The sequence below is a fragment of the Aestuariirhabdus haliotis genome (assembly GCF_023509475.1).
Taxonomy (GTDB): domain Bacteria; phylum Pseudomonadota; class Gammaproteobacteria; order Pseudomonadales; family Aestuariirhabdaceae; genus Aestuariirhabdus; species Aestuariirhabdus haliotis.
In genome coordinates this window covers 1-17,802 of the sequence record NZ_JAKSDZ010000058.1, presented here as the reverse complement: position 1 = coordinate 17,802, position 17,802 = coordinate 1, and the positions used below count along the sequence as shown (strand labels likewise).

Genomic DNA, 17,802 nt, shown 5'->3' with positions numbered 1-17,802 from the left:
GTTTTTCTCGGTGTTGAAGCCCTTGTCCAGGTCTCGACATGAACGGCGAGCTTCGCCTTGATAAAAACCATTGTTAGGATCCGCAGAGATCTATCCGAATTAATCAGAGGTGCCTTAATAAACACAAGCAGGAAACGGTATTGAGTACTACGTGGCGCTATCAGTGTCTTCCTGTAGTTAGATAATGAACCCAGTCATCCCGGTTTCGAGACTGAGCAGCTTGTATGGCGCTATGGACATCGTAACTCACCCTGTGAAAGGCAATATCCCAGGGTGAGTTGTTGCAGCGCTGCAGGGTAGCGTAAGAGGCATGGGAGGAGTAATTCTGCATAGAGTGAACAACCGGCTCTTCATCGGTATACGCTTGCAAGCCAACGCTTCCCGGATTAATAACACACTGTCCGGTAGATAGCTCAATACAGCGCGGTGTATGGCTGTGACCGCATAAGATAATGGGCGCGCAAACGTCGCCGAGCAGGCTGAGAATCTTCTGGTCAGTACGCACGGTGGCTGAGCCGGAGCTGACATCTTCGAGCAGATAGATCAAGTCATTGGTGGGGGTGCCATGGCAGGCGTAGATTTCGGGCGTGATGTGCAAATCAAAAGGCAATGACTTCATCCAGTGGAGGGGTTCTTGGCCCAGATCCTGGAGAATAAACGCCATGGTTGGATTGGCGTCGATTTCGTCGGGCGTCGCCTCATAGATCTGCCTGTCCTGGTTACCCGACAGAGTCAGCGCATTAAGCGATTGCAGGCGCTCGTAGGTTTTGCGAGGGGCAATCGGCCCATAAAGGATATCGCCCAGGTTGATAAAGGTCGTTGCTCCGTTCGCCCGGGCGTGATTGATAACGGCTTCAAGGGCAAAAATATTGCTGTGGATATCAGACAGAATGGCAATTTTTTCCAACATACAAACCTCAAAGGGGCAGTGTAATGACTTGGTTGGGAACAAAGATTTTCGAGTAAAGGGTTATTTGGATTTCTTTGCCCGTTGAAGGGAGGTCGGGTCTTTCTGGCGCTTTAAGGGTTGGTTCTCGATATGGGCAACCACAAGCATTAACACCCTGAACAGGGATTTATAGCGTCGGGAAAGGTCGCTGGGGGCGTTAATCGTTGACAGCTTTTTCAGTAACAGAATTTTGGAATAGACATTCTTGATCAGGTATTCGGTATCCTTGCCCAGGTACTTTTTGAATTCATCGAAATCGCCACTCGTACTGGCTTTAAGGCTGCGTTTGCAGATTGAGTTAAACGAAAAATTACTGGCCAGGGATCGCTCGAACACAGCGCTATCGAGTCCCTGGGCAATAGCAGCCTGATCGAGATCATTGTGCAGGGCATCGGCAAGAAAGCGAAGGTTGCCCTGCAACTCGAAGACCAGCTCCTGACGGGTAGCGCTGCTGGATTGCCAGCGAGACCGCTCATTATCAAAAATGGCGTACAGCTCTTTCCATAAACTCATGCTGATCCTTGGTCCTCCTTCCTGTCATTCGCCATGACGGCGAGCCTTATCATATACCGAATACAGGGCTGGGCAGAACCATGAATCAACCAGGGCATTGAATTTGAAGTCAGCCTCTGAAAAGGGGTTGAGCACACTGTGGGTTTGGAAACCGATGTCTATAAGGATGGTAAGAAACCATCACGCAGGTGCAACGAGCTGTTGTTCGAATATGAGACCAGCGTACTTTTACGCTAACGATGAATCATTTATTGTTTCGGATTCCGCGTAGCCTGTGGTACAGCGTTCATTATATGAGACAGCTTGTGTGATATAACGCGAATAAATGTGAGATATCGACCATGTCATACGCAGCATGAGGGTGATGTCCCACTTAACGGTCCAAGGAATTCCGGATAATCAGTATGCAGTAAAGGAAGCTGTTCGCGAGGGAGGTAAGGCTTTTGACTTCACTATTGCTCTCACGTTAACCGAAAACAATCACTATAAGCCCTAATCAGGATGCTATAAAAACAGCCCTGATGCATTACAAGGCTCAAGCATGACAAAAAATATGGATACGGGTTGCCAGTGTTTGGTGACCATTGCTCGGATGCAACAAGTACCTGCGGAGTATGAGCAGCTCCGTCATCAGTTTGGCGATGGCGATCAACCTCTGACGGCAACCGATTTATTACGTGCTGCTAAAGCGTTAGGTTTCAAAGCTCGCACGATCATCTCATCGGTGTCAGAGCTGAGTCCAAGTTTGTTGCCTGCAATTGCTAAAACGCCGGAAGGTAAAAGTTTTATTATTGCTCGTGTGAGCGAGCCGCAAACCTCATCGATTGATAATGACTCGATTAAACAGCCACAAGCGTTAATTCTCGATCCGGGTGAGTCTTCACCACAGCAGATCTTATTGTCGGAGTTAGAAGCTCGCTGGAGTGGTGATCTGATATTGCTCACAAAACGTGGAGGAATGCTGGAGTCGATACGTGAGTTTGATATTAGTTGGTTTATTCCAGCCATCGTAAAGTATCGAAAGTTGTTTGGTGGTGTGCTGTTGGCATCATTCTTTATTCAATTATTTGCGTTGATTACGCCTCTGTTTTTCCAGGTTATTATGGACAAGGTACTCGTCCATAAAGGCCTCACGACGCTTGATGTGTTGGCGGTAGGTTTCTTTGCAATCGCGATCTTTGATGCACTTCTTGGAGGGATACGTAATTACGTGTTCAGCCACACCACGAACCGGGTGGATGTTGAACTGGGGTCCCGACTGTACAATCATTTAATGGGGCTTCCCTTGCCCTATTTCGAGGCGCGTCAAGTGGGCCAGAGTGTTGCTCGAGTACGCGAGCTGGATACCATACGCAACTTTATCACCGGCTCGGCCCTGACTCTCTGTATTGATCTGCTTTTCACTTTCGTATTCTTCGCAGTCATGTGGTACTACAGCCCGCTTCTGACCATGATTGTGATGGGTACCATTCCTTTATACGTACTACTATCAGTTGTTGTTACACCCATGTTGCGTGCGCGGCTGGACAAAAAGTTTCAGTACGGTGCCGAAAATCAGGCATTTTTGACAGAGTCGATCAGTGGCGTTGAAACCGTCAAGGCTTGTGCCTTGGAGCCTCAGATGCAACGTCGTTGGGAAGACCAGCTCGCCCGTTATGTGAACGCCTCCTTTAATACCCAGCATATTGGCAATATATCGAATCAGATAGCCGGATTTATCAGTAAGTTGACGACCCTCGGTATCATCTTCTTTGGTGCGTACGCGGTGATGGAGGGCAGCATGACGGTCGGAATGTTGGTGGCATTTAATATGCTCGCGGGGCAGGTCAGTGGGCCTATTCTGAAGTTGGTGCAGCTTTGGCAAGATTTTCAGCAAGCCGGTATCTCGGTCAAGCGACTGGGTGACATTTTAAACACGACCCGCGAGCCGGGTTTTAACCCTAATCGCAGTACATTGCCGCAACTGAAAGGTGAGGTGCGACTGGAGAATGTTCGTTTCCGTTACCGACCAGACGGCCCGGTCATTTTGGATGGGGTTAACCTGAATGTAGCGGCGGGAGATGTCATCGGTATAGTCGGGCGCTCAGGTTCCGGTAAAAGTACTCTGACAAAATTAATCCAGCGCTTTTATGTGCCCGAAGGCGGGCGAGTGATGGCAGATGGGGTTGATCTCGGTGTTGTCGATACGGCCTGGCTACGGCGTAGTATCGGGGTTGTCCTGCAGGAAAATTTTCTGTTCAGCCGTAGTGTGCGGGAGAACATAGCCGTTGCCAACCCCGGGGTACCCATGGAAGCCGTTGTACATGCTGCAAAATTGGCTGGTGCCCATGATTTTATTCTGGAATTACCCGAAGGGTACGACAATCCAGTAGGGGAACACGGTTGCAATTTATCTGGTGGCCAGCGCCAACGTATTGCCATCGCTCGTGCCTTAATCTCCAACCCGAGAATTCTAATTTTCGATGAAGCAACCAGTGCCCTCGATTATGAATCGGAACGAATCATCCAGGAAAATATGGGAGCCATTTGTAAAGGTCGCACAGTATTTATTATTGCTCATCGGTTATCAACGGTTAGGCAGTGCGATCGCATAATTGTGATGGATAAAGGCAAGATCATCGAAAGCGGCAATCATGATCAGCTCATTCAGCAACATGGGTATTACCACAAATTGCACAGCTATCAGAACCATGTTCCGCATATTAAAACTGTCGAAAAGGAGGTTCAGAAGCAGGCATCTGAAACGGAAAAGAAAATGGAAGCTGCTGATGAGTCGGCAGGAGTATCGTCATGAGTATTCGGGAGGGCTGGAATAAGAGTCGATTGAAACAATATTGGGATGTATTGGCGGAAGCCTGGGTTAACCGAGCCAAGCTAGGTGCCCAGAAAAGGGATGCCCAGGCCCTCGACTTTTTACCCGCAGCATTAGAAGTGTTAGAGCGGCCACCCTCACCCATCGGGAGAGGGTTGGGGTGTGTGATTATGCTGATGTTTGTGACCGCAGTCGCCTGGGCCTGTATTGGAGAGATAGATATTGTAGCGGTAGCGGAAGGGAAAATTATTTCCAGTAGCCGTATTAAGGATATCCAGCCAATAGAAAAAGGCGTAGTTAAAGCGATCTATGTCAGAGAAGGTCAGCAGGTTGAAGCGGGGGAAGCGCTTGTAGAATTAGATCAAACACTGACAGCAGCAGAGCAAAAACGCATCACCCAGGAATTGCACTTTGCCCAGCAAAATTTGCAGCGTGAAAGGGCGTTATTGCGTGCCTTAAGGGGGGAGGTCGAGCAGCCTGTATTGTCAGAGAAAATAACAGGTTATGGTTATGTGACATCAGCTGTCGAACAAGCGATGCAGACTCAGTTATTACAGCAAGAATGGTTGGACTATCAATCAAAAATTCGTACCTATGAAAGTCAGAAGCAGGAGCGGCTTGCTGAGCTGCAAAGTAATAGCGCACAGGTTATTCAGTTGCAGAAAACCCTGCCTTTGATTACGCGGCGGGCGAATGCACTCAAAGGCTTGTCAGACAAAAAACTGGCGCCAGAAATGGAATACCTGGTTCTGGAGCAGGAGCGGATAGAGCAGCAACAAACTCTGGCGATTCATCAAGCGCAACAGCAGCAATTTTTGGCGGCTATAGAAACAGCAAGCCAACAAATAGAGATGATCAAGGCAGAAGCAAAGCATCAATCTTTAACTCAGGTGGATGAATACCAGCGGCAAGTACATTCTCTGATTCAGGAGCTTGCCAAAGCATCAGATATCAATGCCAAACAAAAGCTCTATGCACCGGTATCGGGCACGGTTCAGCAGCTATCTGTTCATACTATTGGGGGGGTAGTTACCGAGGCGCAGGTGTTAATGCAAATAGTGCCTAAAGACGATTTTCTAGAAGTAGAAGCCGTGCTGGAAAATAAAGACATCGGTTTTGTGTTTGCGGGTCAGCCGGCCGAAGTCAAAATAAATACATTCAACTTCACCAAATACGGAGTGCTCGATGCCAAAGTGGTGGGGGTAACAGCAGATGCCGTGGTGGATGAAGTAAAAGGCTTGGTCTACAAGCTGCGTTTAAAGCTTGATAAAAACACCATGCAGGTGGATTCACGGACAGTAGATCTGTTGCCAGGAATGACAGTGATGGCTGAAGTAAAAACGGGCAAGCGAAGATTGATAGAGTATGTGATGTCGCCTTTGATGAGAAAGATGGATGAGAGTGTGAGTGAACGATAACTTCATATAGAGGATTTTTTATGACTATCTTATCTATAGCTGTACTGGTTTTGTTTTACTTTCCTGTATCGGCTTTGACATTTTTCTATGTAACGAAAATTGTGAATAGAGAGATTAGAGTTGTAATAATAAGAAAAATAATATTGGGGATAGTGGTTCTAGCATTGATATTAATTCCTACATGGGATGTTTTAATTGGTAGGCTATATCTAACTCGCCTTTGCTTTAACGATGGAGGAGTTAAAGTCTACGAAGAAAGTAGTGAGGGTGGTATATATATTGCGAAGGATTATAAAACTCCACTAATTGATAGTTTGCTAAATAAAGGGTTTAAATATGTTGAAATAAATGAAAAAAGCGGCGGATATGAAAGGCTATACATTGAAGAAGGCGAAATTATTTCAAGTTCAGTAAAAAGTATATTAAGTAAGTATGAATACAGGGCTAACTTAAATTATGAGGTTGGAGTTTGGTTTGGTGTTGAAGCATATTTAAAGCATTACTATATACAGAAAATTGATGATAAGAGAATAGTGGCAGAAAGAAAAGATTACTATGTCTACAATGGTTGGTTAGAAAGTTTTTTGGCTTCACCTTTCGGAATTAGTATTAGTTCTTGCTATGAATCATTTTCTCATAAGCGAAGATTTTCGTCAGATAATAGTTTGTTTGATGGTTTTTATGGATATGAAGGAAAAGGGATTTGATAATGAAAAATATTATTTCTGATTATTATAAATATTCATTAATTATGCAGGCTGCTTATGCAGAAATAGATAATGAAGGGGATTTAGCCATTCAAGATCAAAGCACTTCTGGGTTTTCAAGTTCTCAGGCGGGCAATTTTTTTAAGCGTTTTGACTATGTTGCGTCAACTGATAATGAGTATTTAAGTGGTTTTGATGCGGTTTTATTTAGAGATAAAGAGATCGGTGGTGCGTCTGGAGGTTTGATTCTAGGGATTTCTGGTACTGAGCCTTCTGAGTTAGGGCAGGATTTGTTTGATGCTGATTATGAGATTGTTACATTGGGGTTGGCGTTAAGGCAAACTGTTGATTTATATAATTATGTTAGCAGTCTTAAAAGTGGAGTTGTTAGGCAAGTTGCAATCCAGAGAAAAATAAAAGGGACAGAGCCTTTAGGTGTAGAGGCTTTATATGAGAAAAGGGAAAGAGAGGGCGATGAAGGACCTAGTAATAACTACGTTTATTATATAGAGGAAGTTGATCCAATAATTGGATCTGGTGTGATAAGTGATGGAGAAAAAATAACAGTCGCAGGGCATTCTTTGGGTGGTCATTTGTCTGCTCTAAGTACGTTGCTTTTTCCGGATTTAGTTGAAACTGCATATACTTATCTTGGTGCTGGCTATGATGGTGATTTTAGTAAAGCTATAACGTTAAAGGCTATTTCAAAGATTACTGGGAATGAACAGGCATTAGGATTTGACTCTAATATTATTCATCAAATAACTGCGGAATCTAATGCAGTTGGAGATGATGGGGATCTTGTTTCAGGCGACGCTGGCAAGGGTTTTGATAGTGATCCAGAAGAAATATTTATTGAAACAAATGGTTTTACCGGTCTTGCAGGTCATGGCAAGGTGCAGCTTGTGGATTCTCTACAGGTTTATAACTTGCTCTCAGAGGTAGATTCAAAAATTGAAATGGATATCATTGGTAAAATTCTATACCAAGCCAGTTCGGTTGCTAAAAATAGCTTTGAGTCAGTAGTCATGCAGCTTTATAAGTTGTTTATAAAAGAAGATATATATTTGGAAAGTTATTCTGGTACTGAAGGCTTAGATAAGCGGAATATATTTAATGAAAAGGCTCTTGAATTAACTAGCTATGTATCAAAAAATACGAGTGATCTTACTGTTATTCCTTTTACATTTGAGCAAAAGATAATATCGATTATTTCTGATAATAATGATATTGAATCTCGTTCTTACCGGTACTCTATTGAAAATCTGTTGCCCTTTGTTGTTCTTGGTGATTTATCCGGGACGGATGTGGAAAGCAGTTATTACGACACTGAGAATTTTTCTGAGCAATACCTTTTAGATAGGGCTCAATATCTTGAAAGTACATTGCATTATAATTTTAGAGATGGTGAAGATGGCGTTTTTTATGATGTAGGTGTCAATAAAAAGGCGGTATATACTGACTTGAATGAAGGGATAAGGCGTACCACCTCGGATTTAAAAGATAACAATTTAAAGTCAATTGAGCCTTCCTATATAAAGTTTGGTAGTGATAAGGAGGAAAATATTGATGGCCATGTATATGGTGGAAGAATTTACGGTCGGGGTGGGGATGATACAATACGTGGATTTTCTGGAAACGACTGGCTTGAAGGTAATGACGGTGAAGATACGCTAGACGGTGGCATAGGCGATGATCAGTTGTTTGGTGGTAAAGGGAAAGATACTTTAATAGGCGGGAAGGGAGTTGATCGACTCGAAGGTGGGGAGGGGGATGACGTCTATCGATTTACCGTCGGTGATGGACTGGATCATATAGTCGATGTCAAAGGGTTCAATAGCATCGAATACTCTATCGATGGTGAAAATTTCGTATCACTTACAGGATTTCAATCTGTTGATGTCGACAATAATGTATATCGCCAGTTAGGTAATGATGGTAAGCCTTTGCCAGGCTCCCATGTCTTGACTGTGGCAGATAATGATCTCCTGATTCATTTAGGTGGAGTCGGTACCGGTGATGTCCTTCGTATTGTGGGCTGGGTCAACAACAAAGAAAGCTTCGATCTTGACCTAACCGACCACTCAGGAGCGATGCCTTCTTATGTATCGGCGGGTCTTACAAAAACAGGGACTGATGGACGAGACCTTCTCAATGGGATACCGAACAAACCAAGTTCCGGCATAAATGTTAGTGAGGTGATTGCAGGGGAAGATATTGAGATCCTTAATGATGACGTTCGTATGAACGGTATCGGACAAGGTGCCGAGTTGGGTGATTGGATCTCTGGTCTCTATGGAGATGACGTTCTAATAGGTGGGACTGGCGCTGATGCTATTTGGGGTGGGAGTGGTGAGGACACCATTTACGGTGCGGCAGGGGATGACCACATTGATGGAGATAACAACTGGGTTTCTTCTTCATCTAAATGGACCGTTGAGCGTATCGATGGAAGCTATGTTTTTTCACCGGTAACTGGCTTGAGTGAACCTGAAGGTAGTGGGGACGATCTTATTTTTGCTGGCGGTGGTGCTGATAATGTCGGGGGAAGTATCGGTAACGATATTGTTTATGGTGGAAGTGGAAACGATATATTGACCGGTGAAAACCCTGGCGATGCGGGTAATGTCATTGGTCATGATGTGCTTATTGGTGGAGAGGATAAAGACGAAATATTTGGTGGTGCAGGAAATGATGTGATTTCTGGTGATTCCGGTGATGATGAGCTCTCTGGCGATAAGGTCAGTGGTGATAAAAATCTGGATGGTGATGATATTATTTTCGGTGGAAAAGGATCAGATAAAATATGGGGAAATGGTGGTAGTGATCACCTTTATGGTGGGGATGATGATGACTATCTGCAGGGTGATGATAATCCTGATGATGATTTTGATGATTATCTTGATGGAGGTGATGGTGAAGACACTTTGCTGGGAATGGGAGGCAAAGACACATTAATCGGTGGAGCGGGTGACGATAAGCTGGATGGCGGCAAGGGTGACGATGTCATTTATGGCGGTGAGGGTAAAGACATTATTTGGGGTCGAGAGGGCAGTGATACCCTTTGGGGTGGAGCTGGTGAAGATACTTATATAGTCAATGTTGGTGAGCTATTTGACACTGAAGGGTCCGCCCCTCCTGATTTCGACGCTGATCGGATTAACGATTCCGGAAAAAATTCGGTTTATATTGATCGAGGTTATGGTGATTTAGTACAAGCTTTCGGAAGTGGATTTCTATCTATCGGGATGGGGTCATTGGTTATCAGATTTGCCGGCATTGATATTTTGCATTTGGAAAATTTCGATGCATTAAATCCATATGCTGGGGCAGGCATTTCCTCCATAGACTTTGCTGACGGTGAGAGCTTGTCGTATGAGGCTATATTAGCCTTAGGTATGGAGCATACGGGTACTGATCAGGATGACACTATTTATGGTACAGGATTGGAGGATACCATTTATGGTTATGCTGGTAACGATTTGATTTATGGTATGTCTGGAAATGATCTGATAGATGGTGGTGAAGGCGACGATGCCTTGCACGGCATGAAGGGTGATGACACCTATTTGATTGATTCTTTGGATGATCAGGTCATTGAGCTAGCTGATGAGGGTATTGATACTGTTCGTGTCGGATTAAATTATACGCTATCTGACAATGTAGAGAATTTGGAGTTAATAGAAAACGCGAGCGCAGGTACAGGCAATGCTGAGAATAATATTCTTAATGGCAACGAAGCAAATAATCAGCTATTTGGTTTGGATGGCGAAGACACGTTATATGGTAAATCGGGCAATGACATTTTAGATGGAGGGACTGGAGCCGACACCTTGGTTGGCGGTACTGGCAATGATACTTATTATGTTGATTCCGATGCCGATCAAATAATTGAGGAGGACGGCGAAGGCAACGATAATGTTGTCTCTACTTCTGATTATCACTTACGAGCTGGTGTAGAAAATCTATCCTTAGAAGGGGCTGACAATATCTCTGGCTGGGGAAACTCCTTGGCTAATGTGATTTCAGGGAACGAGGGAAATAACCGCCTGGATGGTGGAGCTTCTGGCGATCAGATGAGTGGTGGAAGAGGCGATGATCTGTATATCGTTGATGATTTCAAAGATAGGGTTTCAGAATATTATTCTTCTGGTAATGATACTGTTGAGGCCAGTGTAAATTATACACTGACCGATCATGTAGAAAATCTGGTCCTGACTGGGTCCGCTAGAACAGGAATTGGTAATGCGTTAGATAATAGCCTGACAGGTAATGAGGGGCATAATACTCTCAATGGAGGGAATGGTGTTGATGTGATGATCGGAGGTCGGGGATACGATACTTACTATGTGGATGAGACCGAAGATCAAATAATAGAAGAACGGTATAACACCAGAGAAGAAGGGTATGAATACGACCGAGTATACAGTTCAGCCTCCTATCAGTTGTCTGAAAATATCGAGGAGCTTAATTTAACAGGTACAAATAACCTTTTTGGCTATGGAAATAGTAGCGACAATCGTATATCTGGTAATTCAGGTGCTAATGAACTTCGTGGAGAATCAGGCGACGACTTCTTACTCGGTAACTCTGGCAACGACACGATCGTAGGCGGTAGTGGTAACGACAGGATCTATGGTGGATCTGGCGCAGACACCATGGAGGGCGGCACTGGTGATGATTACTATACCGTTGATAATGTTGGGGATGTAATCACCGAAAACGCTAATGAAGGTTATGACGAAGTTCATAGCAGCATCGATTACACCCTGGGCGATAACCTGGAAGAGCTTTATTTAAGTCACGGCGATGCAGTGACTGGCACGGGCAACGATCTTTCGAACAAAATCTTCGGTAACTACAGCGATAACGTTCTCCATGGTATGGGCGGCCATGACTACCTTGATGGAGGTTATGGTCAAGACAAAATGTACGGTGGCCAGGGCGATGATTCTTATGTAGTGGAAAGCGAATCAGACCAGGCAATTGAACTGGAAAATGAAGGCTATGATCGTGTAGAGGCATACTCCAATTACCGATTACTGGATAATGTCGAAGCGCTAAAGTTATCCGGAGACGATGCTTACATTGGCGAAGGTAATGCGTTAGATAACGAGATATTGGGTAATGAACTTGATAACGACCTGCTGGGGTATGCGGGTAACGATGAGATCGATGGTCAAGCCGGTAATGACCAAATATCGGGTGGTGAAGGCGACGATGTCCTGTTTGGTGGTGAAGACAAAGTCAACTGGTACCAAAGTAATATATGGGATGGAGACATAGTATTAGTTGAGAATGATGACATCATTGATGGTGGTGCCGGTAATGATTCGATTGATGGTGGTCAGGGTGACGACCGTTTGATCGGCGGTGAGGGTGACGACATCATCTATGGCGGCGATGATCCTTTCTTGGTCGTCAATGAAGGTGATGGTGGTGGTGTCGATGTGGCGAGTTTTAGCCTCAATAATGAAGAAGTTGACTCGCCTCAAGAAGGCAGTGATGCCCCTGTGTTCTCCAATAACGATTACCTCGATGGCGGTGCCGGTAACGATCATCTGGACGGCGGCTCTGGCGATGATGAAATCTATGGCGGCTCGGGTGACGACTATCTTTATGGTGGGGATAATGGCGGCGGTCAGGTCATTGTTGAAGAAAACGGTGATGGGGATTACCTACCAAGCTTCTTTGATAACGAAGATCCCAATTACGGCAATTCTACTGATGGAATAACAGTGCTCAGTAATAACGATCATCTTGATGGTGGCGAAGGGCATGATGTTATCGATGGCGGTGATGGTGACGACACCCTGATCGGTGGTGAAGGTAACGACACACTCTACGGTGGCCAGGGAGAAGACAGCTTGAACGCTGTTGATAACGGCGGCTTAGACCGACTAGAGGGTGGTGAAGGCGATGATGTTTACTTCATCGACGGTTATAGCGAATCGGAAACCGTTACGGTGGATGTGCCTGTTGAGCCAGAGCTGGGGCTCGCCTGCGACCCATCGGAAGAGGTCATTCCGGAATTACCAGAACAGCCCGATGATGGCTGCGGTTCTTGGGAATGGGATTGGAATTGGTCGTGGGATTGTGATTCTGGTTGGGGCTGGGAGTGTGATACCGGCTGGGGTTCCGATTGGAGTTGTGGTGATGATTGGAACTCAGATTGGGGCTGCGATGATGACTGGGGTTCTAATGGCGGATGCGATTGGAATTTTGATGATGATTGCGGCTCCGGTAGTGACTGGGGTTGGAATCCAGGAAACGGTAGCAATTGGGAATGTGATTCGGGCTGGGATGCTAACTGGGGATGCGATGATAATTGGAAATCTGATTGGAATTGCGAATCCGATTGGAAACAGAAAGAGCAGCCCAGGTGGGGGCAAGGTTCGGGTAGGGGCTCCAAGTGGGGTAATGCCGGAGGCGATTGTGATGATCGCTCAAGGGGTCAATACTCAAGCTGGGATTATGGCTATGGTCAATCCCGTTATGGCCGTCAGTCAAGCTCATGGACTAGTCATAGCGGTAAAAAGGGAAATAAATACAGGGAGGATTCTGCAACTCAATCGTCATTATTATTGGCAAAGTTAGAAGGCTGGTTCAACCTCTATAAATCGTCTGGTTCTGACGATGCTTCAAAAGGGGAAGAAACCGTTCTTACGGAACAGACTGTCAATACAAGTGCACCAACTGAAGCAGAATCTGAAAACTCCAAAACCATCACGCTGGCTGCTGATGAGCCGCAATTCACTCAGATTGAAAAGACGGTTACTACCTACTATGCCGATGAGATAACAGAAATGGCAGACGGTGGTTATGACACCGTTTATAGCCATGCTTCTTATACCGTGGCGGATAATATTGAAGAAGTTCACCTGCTAGGTGATGCCGACTTGAAGCTTTGGGGTAATGCCCAGAATAATCTTTTGATCGGTAATACGGGTAACAACTTGCTGGATGGTGCCGAAGGTACTGATACTTTGATGGGAGGGATGGGGGATGATACCTATCGGGTTGATCATCTTTCCGACAGCGTTGTGGAACTGGCAGATGAAGGTACCGATACTATCGAATCCAGTATCGATTACAGTTTGTCCTCGGCGGTTGAAAACCTGACGTTGCTAGATGGGGATGCAGCTACTGGCACCGGTAACGAACTCTCCAATACCTTGACCGGTAACAGCAATGATAATGCGCTAATCGGTTTAGCCGGCGACGACACCCTCATTGGTGGTAAAGGTGATGATGTCTTGTCGGGGGGGATGGGTAATGACAGTTACCAATATCGTATTGGTGAGGGCGCTGACACCATCGTTGATACCCAGGGCGTCAATACGTTGAAGTTTGGGGATAATGTGGCCGCTGATCGAGTCGTGGCCCGTCTTGAAACCCTGAATAACGAAACCATTGTCACGCTGACCTTTATGGACATCAATGGCAATGAGTACGAGGGGCAATCAGTCAGTTATGCCTTTGCTGGTCAAGATCCACTAAATTCCCCGGTTAACTTCTCCTTCAGTGATGGCACTCAAAAAATCTTGAGCGATATCGTTGCACAAACCAAAGAGCTAGCAGGCGTTGAAAGTGCCGAACGCATTATCGCAGGCACTGAAGACGATATAATTTTCGCGGGTGCAGGCGATGACATTGTCGCCGGTGGTGCGGGCTATGATCAGCTGTCCGGTGAAGCCGGAGACGATCAACTGTTTGGCCAGGAAGGTAACGACAGGCTTTACGGAGGCAATGGTGCCGATACCTTATCGGGCGGTTGTGGGCATGACCAGCTGACAGGCGGAGAAGGTAATGACGTGCTCACCGGCGGTGCCGGTAACGACACCTTCTTGTTCGGCAATGGTGATGGTCAGGATACTCTAGCTGAAGAAACCGTGAGTAATGCTGGCTCTGACCAATTGGTATTTACCGGAGATATCACAGCCGACAATCTATGGTTTAGCCTGCAAGACGAAAAGCTGTTGATCAATGTACTGGACAGTACCGATCAAATCACCGTCGATGGTTGGACGACCGGAAACGACAGTCTGACATCGATCGTAGACAGCGACGGCGCCGTATTGCAAAGCTCTCAGGTATTGCAGTTGGTGAATGCCATGGCCGCGTTTGATGTTTCGGGTGCCGGTGAGCTAACCATTACACCAGAAGACCGCCAACAGGTGGATACGGTGATTGCCGCTAGTTGGAGTTAACCCTTCCTTGAGTAAACGCGTCAAAGTGATTCGGCTTTGGCGTTTTATCTATCAAGATCGATGGATTTTATATTTTTCTGATTAATTAAAGCAAAGGTAATTGTCGAAATTGTGAGAATAGTTGGCGTGTAGTTATGTGGTTATAGAATACAAGAACGAAAGTTTATAAGAATATCAGTCGATTTTTTAGATTGATTTTTTACAATGATTTGTTACTTATGGCACGTCGAGTTCAGATATATAAGTAAAAATTGAAGGGAATTTAAAATGAAAAGTGATGTGCTGTACTCGTTTCGATTTTATGTTTCTTGGAGGATTCATTTTTCGGCGTTTTTTTTAATAGTAATTTGTTCTGTTATTTTATCGAACATGAATATTGGTTTGGGTTCTTTTTTTTCGGATGTTGTTCCTGTTTATAGAGAAATAGAGTTATTAAAAGATGATTTTGAAAAATTTTATAAGCTGAATTATCTGGTATTTAGTCTTGTTTTTTGGTTGCCTTGTGTTTGCTTGCTCCCCTTGTTTGTTTTTGTTGAATCCATGATTAAGGGAAAAATTTGGGGGTTTTATATTTCGTGGCTTTACTTTATTGGGACAGGATTTTTTGTTCTGGTTTTTTTATTTGCCGGTTTTTTGATGATGTTTTGTTTTATCCCTAAAGGTGGAGGGTATTTTTCTTTTGATCAAAGTTATATATCGATCTATTCGTTTATTTATTATCTATGTTTTTATTGTATAAGTTTCTTTAATTCGATGTTTTTGGTTTCAATTTCAGATAAATATAAGTTGCTAAGGATGGCTAAATGATAATTTCAGAAGAGAATAATTCAACAGGAGAAGACTTGGCGTTTTCTGCTTTAAGGCAAACTTTAGTAAAAATGATTGAAGTTTTGCCTGATCTTTATAATAGCTCTGCTATAAATGATGCTGTGGATGTGGTTATACATAAAGCTAGTCAAATTGAAGCTGTTGAGGAGTTAAAAAATAAGAGATTATTAGGTATTGGTGATTATGAATATCGTCAAGCTATTGGAAAAAGTTTTGATAGCTTATCCAAAGAATTGCAGTCTGCGGCAGATAAATCGCTAAATATTATTGATTCAAGAGATGCTATAAAATCGTTTCTAAATATTCTTGGTGGTGCCGCCAAGCAAGGGAATAGATTATATACTTGGGGAGCAACCGCTATAGATATTGATAAAGCTATAGATAGTAATGATCCTCATGAGGTTGGGCGGTTAACTGGTAGTCTTGTTTCTGGGTTTTTTGCAGGAATATTTGCAGGCAAAATTGCTGGAGCTTTAGCTTCTAGCAGTGCTGCCTCAGTTCTGGGGTTGGGATTTTCAGCTGTTGCAGTAGGCTCTTTAGGCGCTGTCGTTGGTGCGGTAGCTGGTTCATATTTTGTCGGCACTGTAGTTAACGACTACTTGGCTGAGGAATTTCCAGATGCATATGAAGATTTAGGAAAAGGCATAGCATATATCTGGGAAGGAGCTGAAGAGCTTGGGAAGTCTGCTATTAACGGGGTGTCTTCATTTCTTGGGTGGGATCTACCTTTTCAAGAAGTTGATGCAGTTACTGCATCAACTTATAACTCAGCACAAGAGTACACCCCTCCTCCCCCTGTTCGGCGTGACCCCTTGGCCCTGGACCTCGATGGTGACGGAATAGAAACCACTCCGGCTGATGGCACTGTACTTTTTGATCACACGGCTGACGGTGTTAAACAAGCGACTGGCTGGTTGGCCCCCGATGATGGCTTTCTGGTGCTGGATCGTAATGGCAATGGCACCATCGATGACGGAACCGAACTGTTTGGTGACAGTACACCATTAGCCGATGGGACGAATGCGGTGGACGGTTTCGAAGCGCTAGCCGAATTGGATGAAAACGGTGATGGAAAAGTTGATTCAGAGGATTCTGGATTTACCGACTTGCGCTTGTGGCAGGACCTGAATTCTGACGGTGTCAGTCAGGAAAATGAACTGCTGACGATGGAGCAGTTGGGTATTCAAAGTCTGAATACGGCGAATACGCCAGACGGTTCTGATATTGGCGGTGGCAATGTCCTGTTAGCCAGCGGCACCTATACTCGGATCGATGGTTCGACGGGTACAACCGGAACCACCGGCTCAGTTGAAGAAGCCGATTTGGGCGATCTGGATCTGGCCAGTAATCCATTCTTTCGTGAGTTTACAGACCCGCTGGAAGTCCCTGAATCAATGCAAAACCTACCGGACATGAAGGGCTCCGGTGCTGTACGTGATCTGCTGCAAGCGGCAACCTTGAGCCCGACGATGGCCGCGTTACTATCCCAATACGCGAATGCATCAGGTAAGGGCGAACAAGAATCTATATTGGATAACCTGATTGTCGCCTGGAGTAAAACCGCCGAATTTGACACGCTGGGTGAACGTCTGGATAGCTGGAATGCGACTAACCCGGATAACCAGAGAACTTACATTGGCGAATACAGTGAAGGAAACATAAGCTCGTTGATGGATAAGCTTCAGGTATTAGAAGTTTTCAACGGGCAGTCATTTCAGGATGTGCAAAATATCATAAGAGCGGATGGTTCCAGCGCACTTTTTGGTGCTCAGAACCAGATGATAGATCGCGCGTACGAATCATTAAAATCATCCATCTATAACGCCTTATTAGTCCAAACACGCCTGCAGTCTTATACCGAGGCGGTTAGTCTTTCTGTCGAAGGGGGAGAGTTTACTTTCGATTTTTCTGCGATGGAAGACGTATTCATCACCACTTTGGAAGGCAATAATGAAGCTGTTTACGACTTGTTTGAGCTGGCAGAAATCGTTAACAAAGGCGACGCTCAAAGCTGGAACTTAAAAGAATTTATTACCAGTAATCTTGATAGTCTTCCAGCCTTGCAAGCATTAGGCAGTTCCACCTATAACAACTCCCAATACATCATTGGTTCTAATCTTGATGATGTTTTATCTGGTGACGCTCAAAGCAATCTGATTTTGGGTGGTACAGGCGATGACACTATCCATGCAGGGAATCACAACGACACCGTATTGGGTGGTGAGGGTAATGATACGATTGTTACTACTTACATAGGTTCAAATAATTTGTCTGGTGGTGCAGGCGATGATTTGATTCAGGTGGATCGCTCAGCGAACGTATACAGGACCTATAATGCTGAGACCGCTTCCAAGTACAGTAATGT

General features: G+C 44.8%; 7 protein-coding genes and 1 pseudogene. 6 read left to right on the top strand and 2 right to left on the bottom strand.

What is annotated here, in order from left to right; all coding sequences use genetic code 11:
* Positions 1 to 160: 160 nt before the first annotated feature.
* The gene (locus tag MIB40_RS17895; RefSeq protein ID WP_249696867.1) at positions 161 to 910 is read right to left on the bottom strand and encodes a metallophosphoesterase family protein; all 750 of its coding nucleotides are present in this window, start codon (positions 908 to 910) and stop codon (positions 161 to 163) included.
* Positions 911 to 970: 60 nt separating this feature from the next.
* Complete coding sequence (locus MIB40_RS17890) at positions 971 to 1,462, bottom strand: hypothetical protein (protein ID WP_249696866.1); 492 nt, start codon at positions 1,460 to 1,462, stop codon at positions 971 to 973.
* 541 nt (positions 1,463 to 2,003) lie between these two features.
* Between MIB40_RS17890 and MIB40_RS17885 the strand changes: the two genes are divergently transcribed.
* From MIB40_RS17885 to MIB40_RS17855, 6 genes and pseudogenes are all read left to right on the top strand, one after another.
* Positions 2,004 to 4,256, top strand: a complete 2,253-nt coding sequence (locus tag MIB40_RS17885) for a type I secretion system permease/ATPase (protein ID WP_249696865.1) — start codon at positions 2,004 to 2,006, stop codon at positions 4,254 to 4,256.
* Positions 4,253 to 5,692, top strand: coding sequence for an HlyD family type I secretion periplasmic adaptor subunit (locus tag MIB40_RS17880; RefSeq protein ID WP_264758622.1), 1,440 nt, complete (start codon positions 4,253 to 4,255; stop codon positions 5,690 to 5,692). Before MIB40_RS17885 ends, MIB40_RS17880 begins: the two co-directional genes overlap by 4 nt.
* A gap of 20 nt (positions 5,693 to 5,712) precedes the next feature.
* On the top strand, positions 5,713 to 6,399 hold the full coding sequence (locus MIB40_RS17875; protein WP_249696863.1) for a hypothetical protein: 687 nt from the start codon (positions 5,713 to 5,715) through the stop codon (positions 6,397 to 6,399).
* Between the two features lie 2 nt (positions 6,400 to 6,401).
* Positions 6,402 to 14,609, top strand: coding sequence for a calcium-binding protein (locus MIB40_RS17865; protein ID WP_319941692.1), 8,208 nt, complete (start codon positions 6,402 to 6,404; stop codon positions 14,607 to 14,609).
* 267 nt (positions 14,610 to 14,876) lie between these two features.
* Entirely contained in the window at positions 14,877 to 15,416 is a 540-nt protein-coding gene (locus tag MIB40_RS17860; protein WP_249696862.1) for a hypothetical protein, read from the top strand.
* A pseudogene (locus MIB40_RS17855) lies at positions 15,413 to 17,802 on the top strand (hypothetical protein); the annotation flags it as partial. The gene MIB40_RS17860 and the pseudogene MIB40_RS17855, both read left to right, overlap by 4 nt.